The following is a 16,205-nucleotide window of genomic DNA, read 5'->3' as shown; positions in this document are numbered from 1 at the left end:
GTCCGGTGAACGGCCACTGTCCGGGGCGGGTCGCACGAGATGGTTAGGCTCGGCCACATGCCTTCCCCCCGCATCGCTCTCGCGCAGATCGACACGCGCGTGGGCGACGTCGACGCGAACGCCCAGGCCGTCCTCGACTGGGCCCGGACGGCCGCCCAGGCGGGCGCCGACCTGGTGGTCTTCCCCGAGATGACGCTGACCGGCTACCCCATCGAGGACCTCGCGCTGCGTGCGTCGTTCCGCCGCGGGGCCGAGGCCGCGCTGCAGCGCACGGCTGCGGCGCTGGCCGCCGACGGGCTCGGCGACCTGGCCGTCCTCGTCGGGACCGTCGGCGAGAAGTCGGTGACGCCGGTGCACGAGCCCGGTGCGCCCGAGGGCCCGAGGCGCCCGACCAACCAGGCGGTCCTGCTCCAGCACGGCCAGGTGCAGGTCCGGTACGACAAGCACCACCTGCCCAACTACGGCGTCTTCGACGAGTACCGCATCTTCGCGGCCGGCGACGACGTCTGCGTGATCGACGTCGCGGGCCGACGGGTGGGCGTCGTGATCTGCGAGGACATCTGGCAGGACGGTGGACCCGTATCGCAGATGGACGAGAACGAGGTCTCCCTGCTGGTGGTGCTCAACGCGTCGCCGTACGAGGAGGGCAAGGGGTACCAGCGCGTCGAGCTGGCCGCACGCCGCGCGCACGAGGTCGAGGCTCCCGTCGCGTACGTGAACCTGGTGGGCGCGCAGGACGACCTGGTGTTCGACGGCGGCTCCTTCGTCATCGCCACCGACGGCACGGTGCTCGCGCGCGCCCCGCAGTTCGTGGAGCACCTGCTGGTGTGGGACCTGCTCGGCGACGACGACGCCCCCGCGACCGGCGTCGTCGCACCCCCGCTCGCACCCGACGAGGAGGTCTACCGCGCCCTGGTGACCGGCCTGCGCGGCTACGTGACGAAGAACGGGTTCCGGTCCGTGGTGTTCGGGATGTCGGGCGGGATCGACTCGGCGCTCGTCGCCGCGATCGCTGCGGACGCGATCGGGGGCGAGAACGTCGTCGGCGTGTCCATGCCGTCGGTGTACTCCTCGGAGCACAGCAAGGACGACGCGGCCGACCTGGCCAAGCGGATCGGCGCGGACTACCGGGTGCAGCCGATCGCCCCGATGGTCGACGCCTTCGAGGGCGAGCTGGCGCTCGACGGGCTCGCGGCCGAGAACCTGCAGGCCCGCGTGCGCGGCGTGATCCTCATGGCGCTGTCCAACTCCGAGGGCCACCTCGTGCTCGCCCCCGGCAACAAGACGGAGCTCGCCGTGGGCTACTCGACGATCTACGGCGACGCCGTCGGCGGCTTCGCGCCGATCAAGGACATCGACAAGTCCCGCGTGTGGGCGCTCGCCCGCTGGCGCAACAACGCGGCCCTGGACGGCGTCTTCGGTCCCGACGAGCTCCCTCCGATCCCGGAGTCCTCGATCACCAAGCCGCCGTCGGCGGAGCTGCGCCCGGGCCAGGTCGACCAGGACTCGCTCCCCCCGTACGAGATCCTGGACGAGGTCCTCGACGCCTACGTCGAGAACGCCGAGGGGCGTGCGGAGCTGCTCGCCCGCGGGTTCGACCCCGCCGTCGTCGACAAGGTCCTCGCCCTCGTCGACCGCGCCGAGTGGAAGCGACGCCAGTACCCGCCGGGCACCAAGGTGACCGCGCTGGCATTCGGCCGAGACCGCCGGCTGCCCATCACCACCCAGTGGCGCGAGCCGTGACCACCCCGACAGGAGCTCCACGAATGACCTCGACCCCGAAGCGCGTGCGCGTGCACCACCTGCGCGAGGCGAAGGAGCGCGGTGAGCGCCTGACCATGCTCACGGCCTACGACGCCGTCACCGCCCGGATCTTCGACGAGGCCGGCATCGACATGCTGCTGGTCGGCGACTCGATCGGGAACACCATGCACGGGCACACGACGACCCTGCCGGTGACGGTCGACGACCTGATCCCCCCGGCACGCGCCGTCGCCGGAGCCGCCAGGCGCGCGTTCGTCGTCGCGGACCTGCCGTTCGGCTCCTACGAGGCCGGCCCCGCGCAGGCGCTGGCGACCTCGGTGCGCATGATGAAGGAGACCGGCGTCGCCGCGGTGAAGTTCGAGGGCGGCAAGCGGGTCGCCGCGCAGATCAAGGCGATCACCGACGCCGGCATCCCCGTGGTCGGGCACCTCGGCTACACGCCGCAGTCGGAGAACCTGCTGGGCGGCCCCCGCGTGCAGGGCCGCGGCGACCTCGCTGCCGAGCTGCTCTGCGAGGACGCCGTGGCCATCCAGGAGGCCGGCGCGGTCGCCGTGGTCCTCGAGATGGTGCCCGCGCCGGTGGCCGCACGCGTCACGGAGATCCTGCACATCCCCACGATCGGCATCGGAGCCGGCACGCAGTGCGACGGCCAGGTGCTGGTCTGGGTCGACATGGCGGGGATGACGGACTGGTCCCCGCGGTTCGCCAAGCGGTTCGGCGAGGTCGGTGCGGCGCTCAAGGCAGCGGCGGCGGCCTACGCCGACGAGGTGCGTGGCGGCACGTTCCCCGACGCGGACCACCAGTTCGACGCGTGAGGTCGGGGGGCGGGGCCCTCCGGGTCGTCGTCTGGGTCCTCGCGGCCGTCGTCGGCGGTGCGCTCGTCGCGCTCGCGGTCCCGGTCGCGTCGGGCGTCTACCCGGTCGCGCAGGTCGTCTCGTTCCGTGCGGTGCTCGGGGTGGGCGCCGCCGTCGCGGTCACCCTCCTGGTCGCCGTCCCGTGGTCGCGCCGTCGGCTGCTCCCGCTGACCCTGGCGTTCGCCCTGGGTGCCGCCGCGCAGGCCGCGGTGCTCGTCGTGCGGTCGTACCCGCAGGAGGCGGCGACTCCGGGACCTCGCGACGAGGTCGTCGTCCTGTCCTTCAACACCCTCGACACGGTGGGCGCCGAGGTGCTCGCCGACCTCGTCCTGGAGCAGGGCGCCGACGTCGTCGTCCTGCCCGAGACGTCGGCGCACGTTGCGCGGTCGACGGCGGAGCGGCTCGGGGCCGCCGGCCGGCCGATGCAGGTGCTGAGCGCGGACGGGAACACCTCGTTCATCGCCGGCACCGCGCTGCTCGTCTCCCCCGACGTCGGCACCTACCCGGTCGCACAGCCGCTGCCGACCCGCCTCGGCTCGTTGCGCACGGAACCGGTCGAGCCGCTGGGCTCACCGGTCCTCGTGGCCGCGCACCCGGTGGCGCCCGGCAACCGGATCTCGATGCCGACCTGGCGGACGGAGACCCGCCTGATCGCCGACGAGTGCAGCACCACACCCGGGGCGATCGTCGCCGGCGACCTGAACGCGACGCTCGACCATCCCGGGCTCCAGGACCTCGGGCCGTGCGTGGACGCCGCCCGGGCCGCCGGTGCCGCCTCGTCGGGCACGTGGCCGGCGGACGTCCCGACCGTGTTCGCCGCACCGATCGACCACGTCCTCGTCGACGCCCGCGCCTGGCGCGTGACCGGCTTCGAGGTCCTCCCGCCGACAGGCGCCAGCGACCACCGGCCGATCGTGGCGACGCTCGCCCGCCGCTGACCGTCGTCACTCGTCGGCGGGCTCGCCTCCGACGGCCCCGGCAGCCCTCTCGGCCTTGCGCTTCTTGCTCGCGGCGGCCTTCGCCTGCGCCTGCTTCTCCCACATCTTGAAGGCCTCCCGCCGCTTGGCCTCGTCCTTCTTGCGGAACGACTCGATCGTCGCGACCTGTTTCGCCACGGTGGCGGAGATGGCCCCGGCGTCCGGCTGGACGGGTCCGCCCCGAACGTCCTTGTTCGCCTTCTTCAGCTCGGGCTTGATCGCTCCCTCGCCCTCCGTCTCGACGGCTTTCACCGTCCGCGCGATGGCCAGGTCCGCCGCCTCGCGGAATGCCGCGGCGATCTCCTCGTCGGCGTCGTGCGCCAGGTCGCCGGCGAGCGGCTCTCCCGGCTCGGCGGCTGCCTCAGGATCGGGTACCGGACCCTTCAGGGCGTCGAGCCTCTCTTTGAGCTCGCGGCTGGCGGCGTGGTCGTCGACCTTCTTCTTGCCGTCCGAGGTCGTCGGATCGTTCGTCTTGATGTCGCCGGCGCCCTTGTAGATCTGGATGACCTCCATCTGGCCGTACTCGAGGCTGTCGGTCGGCGCGAGAGTCAGGCTCGTCAGGTAGTGGGCGACCAGCATGTCGGGCACGACGTGCTCGCCCGTCATCTCCCAGTAGGGCATGCGCAGCTGGTCCTTGGGCCCGTTCGAGGGCGCCTGCCATCCCGGCGGCTTCGACGAGTACGGCCCGCTCCAGCCGATGTTCGGTGCATGCCCGAGCGCATCCGTGATCGAGGCCCACAGCTCGGGATGTGCCTTGAGCATCGCCTTGAGCTCGTCGATCTTCACCTTGATGTCCTCGGCCTGCTTCTTCTTCTTGTCCGGGGTGACGTCGGCCACGAGGAGGTCGAGGATGACGTTCACCAGCGCCATCGCGTCGGGTACGGCGGCGGAGATGTTGACGTCGCCGTCGGAGTGCACGTGCAGCTCCTTCTTGCCCTTCTCGAAGGTGATGTCGTGATGCTCCGGACCGACGTCGAACTTTCCGTCGAACGTGACATCCGCGTCGTCGTCGGCGCCCGTCAGCGCGGCGAGCGCGCTCTGCGCCAGGCTGACCGCCTTGTCGATCAGCCAGTCGATGGCCTCCACGATCTTGGCGCGCAGGTCGATGATGATCTGCTTGACCTGCTCCGGGACGTCCCCGAGGCCCGCCTGGTTCGCGAGGAACCCGATGGCGACCGGGACGGCGTTGGCCAGTCCGGTCTCGAGCATCGCGGCGCCGGGTCCGACGTTGCCCTTGGCGATCTGCGCGACGGTCGAGACGTAGGAGTCGATGAGCTCGAGCAGCTCGCGCATGTAGTCGAGGACCGACTGGACGGCCTTGAAGAACGCGATGCACGAGTTGACGACGGCCATGATGCCGGTCGGGTCCAGCATCGACAGGACCTTCGCGATCGCCTTGTTGACGATCTCCTTCATGATCCACGACTTCGCCGCGTCGAAGATCAGGTCCCACAGGTTGCTCAGCTGCTCGCTGATCTTGTCCCAGATCGCCTCGATGCCGCGTTCCTGGACGTCCTTGATGAAGTCGAACGCCTGGCCGGCCAGCTCGAGCGCCGCCCGGATCTTGTCGACCTTCTCCTGGCCGATCTTCGCGGCGAGGCGTTGCCAGAGCAGCTCCACCGTCACGCCGGACACCTGGATGACCAGGGTGATGGCGGCTTCGAGCGTCAGCTCGGTGGGGGTCTCGATGCCGAGGGACTTCAGGCCCCGGAACATCCACGCGGCCAGCCCCTTGAGCAGGTGCTCGAGGATGTTGTCGAAGAACCGGCTGAAGCCCTGCTTCATCGCCTCGACGACGTTCAGCAGGAACTCGACCGGATCCCGCTTGATGTCGTCGATCGCCGACTCCACCTGGCTGAGGATGTGCCCGAAGATCTCGGGCGGGAAGTTCATCAGCCGCAGGATCAGCTCGACGACCACCTGGATCACGACGGCCGCGAACCGGATGATCCGCTCGAGCGGGTCCCCGAACTGGTCCAGGATCTTGTTGAACGTCTCGATCGGAGACAGCAGCGACTCGAGCGTGACCAGGTTCCAGATGCCGAGGAACGTGTCGGTGATGAGCGCCCAGGAGATGTTCAGCTCGGTCATCGCCGACGTGATCCGCCCGGCGGCGTTCGCGATCACGCCCGACTCGGCCAGCTTGGCGTACATCCCGTCGCCGCCGGGCAGCAGGAGGATGAACCCCTTGATCAGGTTCTCGGCCGTGCGCGGCACCGCGTCGCCGGTGAACGGGTCCTTCTCCAGGATCACGGTCAGCAGCTCGTAGCCGGGGATCTTCTTCGCGTACGACGAGAGCCACGCGAGCAGCGAGTCCTTGACCAGGACCAGCACCTGCGCGATGACGTCCTTCGCGAAGTCGCCGATCTGCTTGATGATCGAGAACGCCTGGTCGGCCAGTGCGGGCAACGTGTCCAGCAGGTTCGGCAGGTTGGCCGGGCTCAGCGCGGCGCCGGCCTGCTCGAGCAGCGCGGCGACCTGACCGACGATGCCCTTGAACTGGTCGATCTTCGAGTCGACCCAGTCGGCGGTCTTCTGCAGGGTGCCCCGCTCGGTCATCTGGTCCAGCACCTTCTGCTGGCCGATGACCTTGAGGAACTCGGTGAGGATCTCGACGGTGGTGGCCGGGACGTCCTCGCCGGTCAGGGGGTTGGTGTGCAGGACCTTCTTCGCGAGGCTCCAGTACGGCGCGATGCTGTCCTTCTCCAGCAGCGGCTCCGCGACGGCCGCGAGGACGGACCGGACCTTGGCGATGACGGCGTCCGCGATCTCGCTCAGGAAGGCCTTGACGTCGTTGACGATGGCGGACAGGTACCGGCGGGCGATCGCCAGGTTGAAGTCGACGCCCTCGGTGATCGACATCTCCTCCCAGGCGCTGTCGAGGTCGGCGAGCACCCGCGCGAAGGTCAGGTTGTGCCTCTCGAGGCCCTCGGACAGCATCGTGAAGACGTCGTCGAGCACCTTCGCGGCCTGCAGGACGGGTCCTGATGCCGCGCCGAACGGGCCGAACGTCAGCAGCTTCTCGACGAACCCCTGCCGGCCTTCCGCGGCCGACTCGCCCGTGATCGGGTCGCTGCCGATGACGGTGCTGACGACGGAGTACCCGGGGATCGACTGGATGTCGTGGATGAGCCAGTCGGGCATGACGGTGCCCAGCGACAGGCGGGCGACCTCGACGCGGTACACGCCGACGGCCTGCTGCTGCACGACGTGCGTGGACTCGTGCGCCATGAGCTCGAGGTCCGTCGCCGACTCGCCCTCGCCCAGGAAGATGTCGGCGCCCACGGTGAAGGCGCGCGCCTGCAGCGCCGCGGCGGCGGCGCTCGCGTCGGGGCCCTGGTGGACGCGGACGCTGCTGAGGTCGGCCCCCAGGACGGGCGCGACCCGGGCCTGGACGCCGGGTTCCAGCGGCACGCCGGTGCCCGGGCTCGCGATGAGCGACGCCACGCTCTGCGGGACCTCGACCTGACCGCCCTCGGCGATCTCCTCGGCGTGCTCGACGACCGACCCGGCCTCTGCCGCCGGCACCGGAGGCGCCGGTCCGGTGGCGGGGTCACGGGCTGCGCGCGCCCCGGGTGCCGAATCGCCATCCGACCGCGAGCGGCCGATCGGCGGGTCCGCCGGTGCCGCGGCCTGCGCCACGACCGTCCGCCGGTGCACGACGTCGGAGGCGACCCGTTCAGCCTCGCGCTCCACCGGGTCGTCCGGGTGCGTGACGGCCAGGCTCGCCCGGGCGACGCGGTTGCTCCACGCGTGCAGGGCGGCGTTGGGCGGCGAGCCACCGGCGCGCGCGAGCCGTGCGAGCTCCCCGTTCGAGTGCACCGCACCGACGGGCTGGCGCGCTGCGGGGGTGCCGACGGCCGCGGCCCGGTGCCGCCGCTCCGGCTCCTGGACCACCTCGCGCGCGAGCGTCGTCGGCACGACCTCACCCGCCCAGGGGGTCGCTGCCGGCGCGCTCGGACGGCTGCCCGGTCATCCACCCGTCATAGCCCATCGAGGCCCGACTCCGACCCTGCGACGGGCATCACCGCCCGAGCGGCTGCCCTTCGGGGCAGCTCACGGTGCGTCTTGGGGCACCGCGGCTCAGGACTGCTCCTCGTCCTGCGCTTCCCAGTCCTGGTTGCGCCTGCGCGCCTTCTCCAGGGCGTGCGTCGCCTCGTCGCGGGTCGCGTACGGCCCCATGAGCTTGGTCCAGTCGCTCTGCCGGCCCTCCTCGACCTCGTGGGTCTCGGTGTTGAACCAGTACTTGTCCGCCACGGCGGTCTCCCTTCCTCGGGGCACCGGTGCCGATGGCTGCTGACCGGCCGCGATGCCCTCCTGTCCGTAGACTGCCAGGTATGCCGCCCGTCCACGCGCCACGATCCGCCTTGGTCCCGGGCACGCTGAGCCCTCGCCGGTCCGTCCCGTCGGCAATCGCCCGTCCCGAGTACGTCGGCCGGCCCGGCCCGGCGCGGTGGACGGGCAGCAACGTCCTCGACCCCGACATGATCGAGCGCGTCCGCGTCGCCGCCCGTCTCGCCGCGCAGGCTCTCGAGCTCGTCGGCAGCCACGTCGCCCCCGGCATCACCACCGACGAGCTGGACGCGATCGGGCACGACTTCCTGGTCGAGCACGGTGCGTACCCGTCGACGCTCGGCTACCGCGGGTTCCCCAAGTCGCTGTGCACGTCGGTCAACGAGGTCATCTGCCACGGCATCCCCGACTCGACGGTGGTCGAGGACGGCGACATCGTGAACATCGACGTCACCGCCTACATCGGCGGCGTGCACGGCGACAACAACGCGACGTTCCTGGCGGGTGACGTCGACGAGGAGTCGCGGCTGCTGGTCGAGCGCACGCAGGAGTCGCTCGCCCGCGCGATCAAGGCGGTGGTCCCCGGGCGCGAGATCAACGTGGTCGGCCGCGTGATCGAGAAGTACGCGGCACGCTTCGGGTACGGCGTCGTCCGCGACTACACCGGGCACGGGGTGGGCCCCGCCTTCCACACCGGGCTCGTCGTCCCCCACTACGACGCCGCGCCCGCCTACGACACGCTCATCGAACCGGGGATGGTGTTCACCATCGAGCCGATGCTCAACCTCGGCACCCCCGACTGGGTCATGTGGGACGACGACTGGACCGTCCTGACGGCCGACGGCCGACGCAGCGCGCAGTTCGAGCACACCCTGCTGGTCACCGACACCGGAGCGGAGATCCTGACCCTGCCATGAGCGACCACAAGCACAAGAAGTCCCCCGAGACAGCCTTCGGCGTCGACATCGGCGGGAGCGGGATCAAGGGCGCCCCCGTGTCACTGGCCGACGGACAGTTCGCCGCGGACCGACTGCGCATCCCCACGCCCCAGCCGTCCACCCCCGATGCCGTCGCGGCGACGGTCGCGAAGGTCGTCGACTCGTTCCACCTGGGCAAGGACGTGCCGATCGGCGTGACGTTCCCCGCGGTGATCCTGCACGGCGTCGCGCAGTCCGCGGCGAACGTCGACAAGTCGTGGATCGGCACGGACGTCGAGAAGGCGGTGCACGACGCGACCGGCCGCAGGGTGCTCGCCGTCAACGACGCGGACGCCGCCGGGTTCGCCGAGGTGCAGTACGGCGCCGCGAAGGGCGTGCAGGGCGTCGTGCTCGTCGTGACGCTGGGCACCGGCATCGGCTCGGCGCTGATCGTGGACGGGCACCTGGTGCCGAACACCGAGCTCGGGCACCTGGAGATCGACGGGTACGACGCGGAGTCGCGGGCGGCCGAGAGCGTGCGGGACCGGGAGGACCTCGACTGGGCGCAGTGGGCGGAGCGCCTGCAGCGCTACTTCACCGTGGTGGAGAACCTGTTCTGGCCCGACCTCTTCGTCGTCGGCGGCGGGGTGAGCAAGCACCACGCCAACTTCCTGCCGCTGCTCGACATCCGCACGAAGATCGTCCCGGCGGAGCTGCGCAACGCCGCGGGCATCGTGGGTGCCGCCGCGCTGGCGGCAGAGGCTCACGGCTGACGTCCTGCGCGACCTCGTCGAGGTCGCCGCCGGGGTCCACGTCACGACGAGCGCGGTCTACTCGACGACGTCGACCGTGGTCGTCGGCCCCGACGGGTCGTGCCTGGTCGTCGACCCTGCACTGACCGCTCCCGAGGTGGACGGCCTCGCCGCGACGGTCCGCGCGCGCGGCTGGACGCCCGTCGCCGTGTGGTCGACACACGCGCACTGGGACCACGTGCTCGACGGTCCCGCCCTCGCGCACCTGCCCCGCTGGTCGGCCGGCGTCCCCGCCACCGATCGCGAGACGCTCGCCGCGGAACGGGACGCCGACCCCGAGCTCGCCCGGAACGATGGACCGCCGGCCCCGATCGCCGCGGCGGCGACGGCGTATCCCGAGCAGTCCCCCGGTGTGCTCGAGTGGCCCGGCCCGACCATCCAGGTCCTCGTCCACGCCGCGCACGCGCGACCGCACACCGCCCTCTTCCTGCCCGGAACCGCCGTGCTCGTGGCGGGCGACATGCTCTCCGACATCGAGATCCCGCTGCTGGACCTGTCTGCGGAGTACCCCGTCGACGACTACCTGCGCGCGCTCGCGCTGCTGGAGGCCACCGGCGCCGAGGTCGTCGTCCCCGGGCACGGGCAGGTCGGACGGGACCTCGGCCGACGTGCCGCCGCCGACCGCGCCTACCTGACCGGGCTCGTCGCCGGTGCGGACACCCCCGACGGGCGGCGCAGCACGCCCTGGACCGCCGCCGCCCACGCCGCGCAGCAGGCAGCCGTGGGACGATGACCGGCATGGGATGGCTCATCGCCGGCGCGGTCGTCACGCTCGTGCTCATGCTCGTCGCGGTGGACCGCATGATGGCCCGCGGCTGGTTCGACCGCCGTCGTCCACGCGAGCGCCGCCGGACCGGGGCCGTGGGTGGCGCCGGGGCGTTCGGTGCGCTCGTCGACGTGTTCCAGCCCAACCGCGAGTACCTCACCGCCGAGCAGGACCGCCAGCAGCTCGACATCAAGCAGACCGGCGACGCGGCCGGGCGGCTCGACCTCGACTCGGGCGTCGTCCGTCTGGACCAGGGTCCGTCGCCGAAGTAACGGGTCGCGCGTGTCGGTGCTCGCCCCTAGCGTGCCCTGCATGACACCCGTGGTCTCCCACCTCACGATCGACGCCGCCGACCCCCGCGCCCTCGCCAGCTGGTGGCGAGACGTCCTCGGGTGGTCCTTCGTCTGGGAACCGGCCGACGATGACGACGAGATCGCCATCCAACCCGCCGACGGCGCCGCGACCGGCTGGCTGTTCATCAAGGTCCCCGACGCCAAGGTCGCCAAGAACCGCCTGCACGCCGACCTGCGTCCGCCGAACGGCTCCGACCAGCCCACCGAGCTCGACCGCCTGCTCTCGCTCGGCGCGACCCGCGTCGACATCGGGCAGGGCGACGTCCCCTGGCACGTGCTGGCGGACCCCGAGGGCAACGAGTTCTGCCTGCTGCGCAGCACCCCCGACCAGCTCGCCGCAGCCCTCGCCGCGCAGGCGTCCGGCTCCTGATCGTTCCCCCGCACGGGTGACGGTGGCGCGTCAGCGTCGAATTCGGACGAATCGGTCGGTACCTTCCCTGAATGATCAGCGTCGAGCTACCGGTCCTGGGGGACGTCGTCTGGCAGGACTGGGAGCAGTGGGCCCCGCTGGCCATCTCCGTCCTGACGCTCGTTGCCGCCCTGGGCGCCTGGATCGTCGCGGGCAGAGCCGCCCGCCGGTCCAAGCGGCTCGCTGACGCCACCAACAGGCAGACGAAGGTCTTCGACGAGCAGGTGGCGATCGCCCGCGACGCCATCGCGCTCGCGCAGCAGGAGGCGCAGAGCGCACGTGCCGACGCCGACCGGCAGCGCGCCGAGTCCCACCGGATGCGCCGGATGCTCGAGGAGGCGCGGCTCGACGTGCTCGCCCCGACGATCGTCGCCCGGGCGTTCCCCGAGGGCTCCGGCACCCCGGGCAGGCCCGGGCTCGAGTTCTGCCAGCTCACCACCGGCGGACAGGACCGGTGGCGCCAGCTGACCGGTCAGCTCCAGGTCGGGCGCGACGAGACGTACGCGTTCCGCACGGCCCTGACCATCTGGTTCGAGAACGTGTCCGACGGCGTCGCTCAGGTCAACGTCATCGAGCCCGCCGGCGGCGAGCTGGACCTGCTGCCCGGGCATCCGCTCGTCGTCCCCGCACGGGAGTCCCGCAGCGTCACCTGGATGCGGCTGTGGACGTCCCGGGACCTCGACAGCGACGCCCGGATCCAGGACCCGGCCGCGTGGCTGTTCAACCTGACGTTCACGGTGACCGACCTGGGGGTGCACGTGCGCGACACCTACGCGTTCGACGGCGACCTGCGGTTCTTCGACCGGGACGGCTCGTGGCTCGTGGTGATGCCCGAGCCGCCACTGCCATGGACCTCCGACGTCGCGTCGATGCTGTCGGGCCGCACCTACGAGTCGCTCCCCGCGTCCGTCAGCTGAGCGCGGCGCGCACCAGCGTCGAGAGCTTCTTGCCGTCCGCAGACGCACCGGCGCGCGCGCCCGCCTCCTTCATCACCGCACCCATGTCCCGGATCGAGGTGGCGCCGACGTCGGCGATCACCGCGGTCACCAGTGCCTGCAGCTCGTCGTCGGACAGCTGCGCGGGCAGGTAGGTCTCGATGAGGTCGGCCTCGGCGGTCTCCGTCGCGGCACGCTCCGGCGCCCCCGCGTCCGTGTAGATCTGCGCCGAGTCGCGACGCTTCTTGACCTCGCGCGCCAGGATCTTGAGCACGTCGTCCTCCGACAGCTCCTTCTCGACCGTGCCGGCCTTCGCCTCGAAGCGCACCGCGCCGATGATCTGGCGCAGGATGCCCGTGCGCTCGGTGTCGCGGGCCTTCATGGCGGTGGTCAGGTCGGACGTCAGCTGGTCGAGGGTGCTCATGGAGCCATCGTGCCCTGCGACCGGCGACCGGCACAGCCGGAATGTGCCGGGCCGCCGCGATCAGCGGGTCGCCCGCCGACGGATCACCGTGAGGCTGAGGCCGGACAGCACCAGGAGCAGTGCGGAACCCAGCGTGATCGCCACGCCGTCGCTCCCGGTGTCCGCCAGCTCGGCCGAGGTCGAGCCGTCCGCAGCGAGCACCTCGGAGTAGAACTCCGCCGAGGCGTCGCTGTCCGCGGCGAGGACCTCGTCGACCGTCGCCGGGGCATTCGGAGTTCCGGGCAGCTCTGGGCGCGGTGTCCCGGGGAGCTCCGGGCGCGGAGTCCCGGGGAGCTCCGGGCGCGGAGTACCGGGCAGCTCCGTGCGCGGAGCCTCGTAGGCGAACGGCTGGGTGCTGCAGCCGAGGTCCTGGCTGCCGACGACGGCCGACTGTCCCTCGTTGACGTAGATGCGCACCGATCCGACGGTCGGGTCCACCAGGGCGTCAGCCGCCAGGTCGTACGACTCGTAGTAGCCGCCCTTCAGCGAGGCGTCCGGGAGGACGCCCTGCTGCGAGGTCCAGAAGCGCCCGTCGCCGTCGTAGTGCAGCTGCGCCGACAGGTCGCCGCCCTCGATGAGCACGCCGCCCCACCAGATCCCGGACGAGGAGACCAGGTCGGTGCCCAGGCCCGCGGCGATGTCGGACAGATGCGTCCCGGCCGGCAGGTCGAGCCGAGCCCATGCCGAACCGGCACCGACGGTGCCGTCCAGGCGCAGACCTCCCTCGACATACGCGGAGCCGCTGTTGGGCTTCAGCACCCACCCTCGCGTGTCGAGGTTGGTGCCGAGCGGCAGCACGTCGCGAACCTCGCAGGTCGGGATGTCGATGCCGGACGTCGGCAGCGAGGCCGCATCACACGTCACGGCGGCGATGGCGTCGTGACCCTGGACATCCACGACGCGGAGCGTCGGCTCGCCCTGCGGCGGCACCGGGTCCTCGTCCCACGCGGCCGTGTCCTCGACGGTGACCGTCGTGGTCGTCCAGTAGAAGTACGCGCCGGTGTCGCCGCCCTTGCTCTCGAACCACACGACACCGATCGGGTCACCCTCGTGGTACGTCGACGTGTTCGCGGTCCACTTGCCCTGGGCGGGCGTCGGCCAGGCCGGCGCGATGTCCTGCGCACCCTGCGGGTTCCACGAGTAGCGCTGGTCGGCGACCGTCTCCTCGTGGGTCTCGGCGGGGTGGTGCGCACCCGGCTTGCCCGGGACGTAGTCCGGGTTCGGGACCAGCTTGTACGTCGTCTCGACGGCAGGCGATCCCTCGGACGGGACACAGATGTCCGCCGGCGGGGCTGCAACGGGCTCGTCAGCAAGCGCCGCGCCCCCCGTGCCCAGCACGAGGGCAAGGCTCGCCCCCAGCACGACCAGGGTCTTTCTGAGCATGTGGTTCCCTTCAGCGTGTCCGCGCAGCGCGGACGATCGACGCTGCCCAGGACGCGGTACAACTCGCGAGCAGCCGTGGTGACGTGGGGTTCGTCGATGAGCGTCCGGCTCCGCGAGGAGCCCTCGGGCGTCCGACTCAGCGACCAGGGCGCGAGTCGACGACAACGCTCTGCCGACGTGTTCCGACCAGCGACGACACCTCAGCGCTGGATCACGTCAAGTCTGACGTGCCCGGGGAGGCGTCATCTGGGACCTAGGTCCGGGGAGGCGCTGCTCGCGCGCGCTCGAGGAGTCTGCGAGCGTCTTCGCACATCAGACGGCCAAGAGGCGGATGAGTCAGTCGATACGCCGGGTTCTGTCCTCGCGCGCGGTTGCCCGCACTGCGCGAGTGGCGGCCATCCCTCTACGACGCACGTTGCCGTACGCCTCCAGCGGCCTACCCGGGAGCTCGGGCGAGCAGCCCTCGAACGCTCCCTGTCTGACCTTGCTCCGGGTGGGGTTTACCTAGCCGCACCGGTCGCCCGGCACGCTGGTGGTCTCTTACACCACCGTTTCACCCTTACCCGACCGGCGGACCGGTCGGGCGGTCTGTTCTCTGTGGCACTGTCCCGCGGGTCACCCCGGGTGGGTGTTACCCACCACCCTGCTCTGCGGAGCCCGGACGTTCCTCGGCGAGCCCGAGGGCTCGACGCGGCCGCCTGACTGACTCATCCGCGCGCGCCAGCATACTCGGCGGCAGGTCCCACCCATCCGTCTCACGCTCGGCGCCGAACCACGGGCATGGACACCACACACGCACTGACCCGGCGCGAGCGAGTGATCCTCGCGCACCTGGCCCTGCCGTTGACGCTGAGCGAGATCGCGGCGTCCCTGTACGTCACCCGGAACACGGTGAAGTCGCAGGTCCGGTCGATCTACATGAAGCTCGGCGTGACGGATCGTGAGTCGGCGCTGGCGGCCGGTCGCGACCGCGGGGTTGTCCCTACGGACCTGGGGCTGCCCGAGGTGGAGCAGTCCCGGCGGCGGCTGATGGAGCTGCCGCGGCCGTCCGTTCAGACGTCCACGCGGTAGGTCAGGGACAGCTCGTCACCGGAGACGCCGCGGATCCCCCAGTTCTCCGGCGGGCTCTCGATGATGATCACCTCGAGGTCGTCGAGGGCGAGCCCGAGCGTGGGAGCGACGTCGTCGTAGAACGCGGCGATCAGGGCGCGCCGGGCCTCGCGCGTGCGGCCCGTGAAGCAGAGGATCTCGACGACCAGGTAGTCCTTGCCGCGCGGCGCCACCAGGTCGTCGGCGTCCAGGAGCAGGAAGCGGTGGAACCGCTTGTCCGCGGGCAGGCCCCAGGTCCCGGTGAGCGCCCGGTGCACCGCGTCGGACACGGACCCTCGGCGGTCCTGCCAGACGTCACGTCGGCCGTAGATCTTCACGTGCGCCATCTGGTCCTCCTCGCGCTGCACCGTGGCGCGGAGCCTACAGTTCAGGCGTGCTCGTGCTCCTGCCGCCCTCCGAGGGCAAGACGCCGCCGCGCGCCCGCGGCCCCCAGCTCGACCTCTCCAGCCTCTCGTCACCCGACCTGTTCCCCGTGCGGGAGAAGGTGCTGGACGCGCTCATCGAGGTCAGTGCGTCGACCGACGCCCTGCAGGTGCTGGGCGTCGGGGCCAGCCTCGATGCCGAGATCGCGCGGAACGTGCAGCTGCGCAGCGCCCCGACGCGCGAGGCGAAGCACGTGTACTCGGGCGTGCTCTACGCGGCGGCCGGCCTGGACCGGCTCACGCCGACGGGCCGTGCGCGCGCGGCGGAGAGCGTGCGGATCGTCTCCGGGCTCTGGGGGCTCGTCGCGCCGGACGACCTGATCCCCGCCTACCGCCTGTCCATGGGCACGCACCTGCCCGGCATCGGGTCGCTGCCCGGTGCGTGGCGCGGTGCGCTCGGTGTCGAGCTCGACGCGCGTGCCGACGGTGAGCTGGTGGTCGACTGCCGGTCCGCGACGTACCTCGCCGCGTGGCACCCGCCGCGGTCGTCCGACTGGGTGCAGGTCCGCGTGCTCCGTGAGCTCGACGGCAAGCGCTCGGTCGTCTCGCACAACGCGAAGCACACGCGTGGAGTCCTCACCCGTCACCTGCTGACCCGCCGCGGCCGCGCGCCGCAGGACGCCGAGGGGCTGGCCCGGGTCGCCGCCGAGCTCGTCGGCTCCGCCCTGCTGGCCGTCGAGCTCGGTCCGCCGACGCGTGGTGCGCGGACGCTCGAGCTCGTCGTGGCCTGAGTGGCCCGCCGTCGGC

Annotated in this window: 16 protein-coding genes and 1 other RNA gene; 11 read left to right on the top strand and 6 right to left on the bottom strand. The window is 71.6% G+C overall.

Annotation, left to right across the window (positions count from 1 at the left end; genetic code table 11):
- Positions 1-57: 57 nt before the first annotated feature.
- Genes J2X26_RS09450 through J2X26_RS09440 form a run of 3 tightly spaced genes read left to right on the top strand, consistent with a single transcriptional unit; the run spans position 58 to position 3,556 of the window.
- Entirely contained in the window at positions 58-1,743 is a 1,686-nt protein-coding gene (locus J2X26_RS09450; protein ID WP_307491705.1) for an NAD+ synthase, read from the top strand.
- A 23-nt stretch (positions 1,744-1,766) separates the two neighbouring features.
- A complete protein-coding gene (panB, locus tag J2X26_RS09445) occupies positions 1,767-2,579 on the top strand; it encodes a 3-methyl-2-oxobutanoate hydroxymethyltransferase (protein WP_307491703.1) in 813 nt (270 codons plus the stop codon).
- Positions 2,576-3,556 (top strand): endonuclease/exonuclease/phosphatase family protein, encoded by a 981-nt coding sequence (locus tag J2X26_RS09440; RefSeq protein ID WP_307491701.1) that lies wholly within the window; start codon positions 2,576-2,578, stop codon positions 3,554-3,556. The genes panB and J2X26_RS09440 overlap by 4 nt, the downstream gene beginning before the upstream one ends.
- A 6-nt stretch (positions 3,557-3,562) precedes the next feature.
- Here the strand turns inward: J2X26_RS09440 and J2X26_RS09435 are convergent, their stop codons facing one another.
- Together J2X26_RS09435 and J2X26_RS09430 are read right to left on the bottom strand one after the other, a co-directional pair.
- Positions 3,563-7,516 carry an eCIS core domain-containing protein gene (locus tag J2X26_RS09435; RefSeq protein ID WP_307491700.1) on the bottom strand — a complete coding sequence of 1,318 codons (3,954 nt, stop codon included), beginning with the start codon at positions 7,514-7,516 and terminating at the stop codon, positions 3,563-3,565.
- A 162-nt stretch (positions 7,517-7,678) separates the two neighbouring features.
- Positions 7,679-7,852: an SPOR domain-containing protein gene (locus J2X26_RS09430; RefSeq protein WP_307491699.1), complete on the bottom strand. Its 174-nt coding sequence runs from the start codon at positions 7,850-7,852 to the stop codon at positions 7,679-7,681.
- Positions 7,853-7,932: 80 nt separating this feature from the next.
- Between J2X26_RS09430 and map the strand changes: the two genes are divergently transcribed.
- From map to J2X26_RS09400, 6 genes are all read left to right on the top strand, one after another.
- On the top strand, positions 7,933-8,805 hold the full coding sequence (map, locus tag J2X26_RS09425; RefSeq protein ID WP_307491698.1) for a type I methionyl aminopeptidase: 873 nt from the start codon (positions 7,933-7,935) through the stop codon (positions 8,803-8,805).
- Positions 8,802-9,578 (top strand): polyphosphate--glucose phosphotransferase, encoded by a 777-nt coding sequence (gene ppgK, locus J2X26_RS09420; protein WP_307491697.1) that lies wholly within the window; start codon positions 8,802-8,804, stop codon positions 9,576-9,578. Before map ends, ppgK begins: the two co-directional genes overlap by 4 nt.
- Positions 9,544-10,350, top strand: coding sequence for an MBL fold metallo-hydrolase (locus tag J2X26_RS09415; protein ID WP_307491696.1), 807 nt, complete (start codon positions 9,544-9,546; stop codon positions 10,348-10,350). Before ppgK ends, J2X26_RS09415 begins: the two co-directional genes overlap by 35 nt.
- Before the next feature lie 5 nt (positions 10,351-10,355).
- Positions 10,356-10,655 carry a DUF6191 domain-containing protein gene (locus J2X26_RS09410; RefSeq protein WP_307491695.1) on the top strand — a complete coding sequence of 100 codons (300 nt, stop codon included), beginning with the start codon at positions 10,356-10,358 and terminating at the stop codon, positions 10,653-10,655.
- Positions 10,656-10,695: 40 nt separating this feature from the next.
- Complete coding sequence (locus J2X26_RS09405) at positions 10,696-11,106, top strand: VOC family protein (protein ID WP_307491694.1); 411 nt, start codon at positions 10,696-10,698, stop codon at positions 11,104-11,106.
- Between the two features lie 71 nt (positions 11,107-11,177).
- Positions 11,178-12,062 (top strand): hypothetical protein, encoded by an 885-nt coding sequence (locus J2X26_RS09400; protein ID WP_307491692.1) that lies wholly within the window; start codon positions 11,178-11,180, stop codon positions 12,060-12,062.
- Here J2X26_RS09400 and J2X26_RS09395 read toward each other — a convergent pair.
- The 3 genes from J2X26_RS09395 to rnpB form a co-directional block, all read right to left on the bottom strand.
- Entirely contained in the window at positions 12,055-12,504 is a 450-nt protein-coding gene (locus tag J2X26_RS09395) for a GatB/YqeY domain-containing protein (RefSeq protein ID WP_307491690.1), read from the bottom strand. The two genes, J2X26_RS09400 and J2X26_RS09395, sit on opposite strands and share 8 nt — an antisense overlap.
- Positions 12,505-12,564: 60 nt before the next feature.
- Positions 12,565-13,926 carry a hypothetical protein gene (locus tag J2X26_RS09390; protein WP_307491688.1) on the bottom strand — a complete coding sequence of 454 codons (1,362 nt, stop codon included), beginning with the start codon at positions 13,924-13,926 and terminating at the stop codon, positions 12,565-12,567.
- A gap of 328 nt (positions 13,927-14,254) precedes the next feature.
- An RNA gene (gene rnpB, locus J2X26_RS09385) (RNase P RNA component class A) lies at positions 14,255-14,636 on the bottom strand.
- Positions 14,637-14,706: 70 nt separating this feature from the next.
- Between rnpB and J2X26_RS09380 the strand changes: the two genes are divergently transcribed.
- Positions 14,707-14,997 carry a LuxR C-terminal-related transcriptional regulator gene (locus J2X26_RS09380; RefSeq protein WP_307491686.1) on the top strand — a complete coding sequence of 97 codons (291 nt, stop codon included), beginning with the start codon at positions 14,707-14,709 and terminating at the stop codon, positions 14,995-14,997.
- Here the strand turns inward: J2X26_RS09380 and J2X26_RS09375 are convergent.
- Entirely contained in the window at positions 14,979-15,362 is a 384-nt protein-coding gene (locus J2X26_RS09375; protein ID WP_307491685.1) for a tautomerase family protein, read from the bottom strand. The two genes, J2X26_RS09380 and J2X26_RS09375, sit on opposite strands and share 19 nt — an antisense overlap.
- Before the next feature lie 47 nt (positions 15,363-15,409).
- On the opposite strand from J2X26_RS09375, the gene J2X26_RS09370 reads away from it, so the two are divergent.
- Positions 15,410-16,189, top strand: coding sequence for a YaaA family protein (locus J2X26_RS09370; protein WP_307491683.1), 780 nt, complete (start codon positions 15,410-15,412; stop codon positions 16,187-16,189).
- Positions 16,190-16,205 lie beyond the last annotated feature (16 nt).

Origin of the sequence: Cellulomonas humilata (assembly GCF_030814415.1) — a bacterium.
GTDB classification, from domain to species: Bacteria; Actinomycetota; Actinomycetes; order Actinomycetales; family Cellulomonadaceae; genus Cellulomonas; species Cellulomonas humilata_A.
The sequence above is the reverse complement of the archived record's forward strand: the minus strand, read 5'-3'. Positions and strand labels throughout refer to the sequence as shown.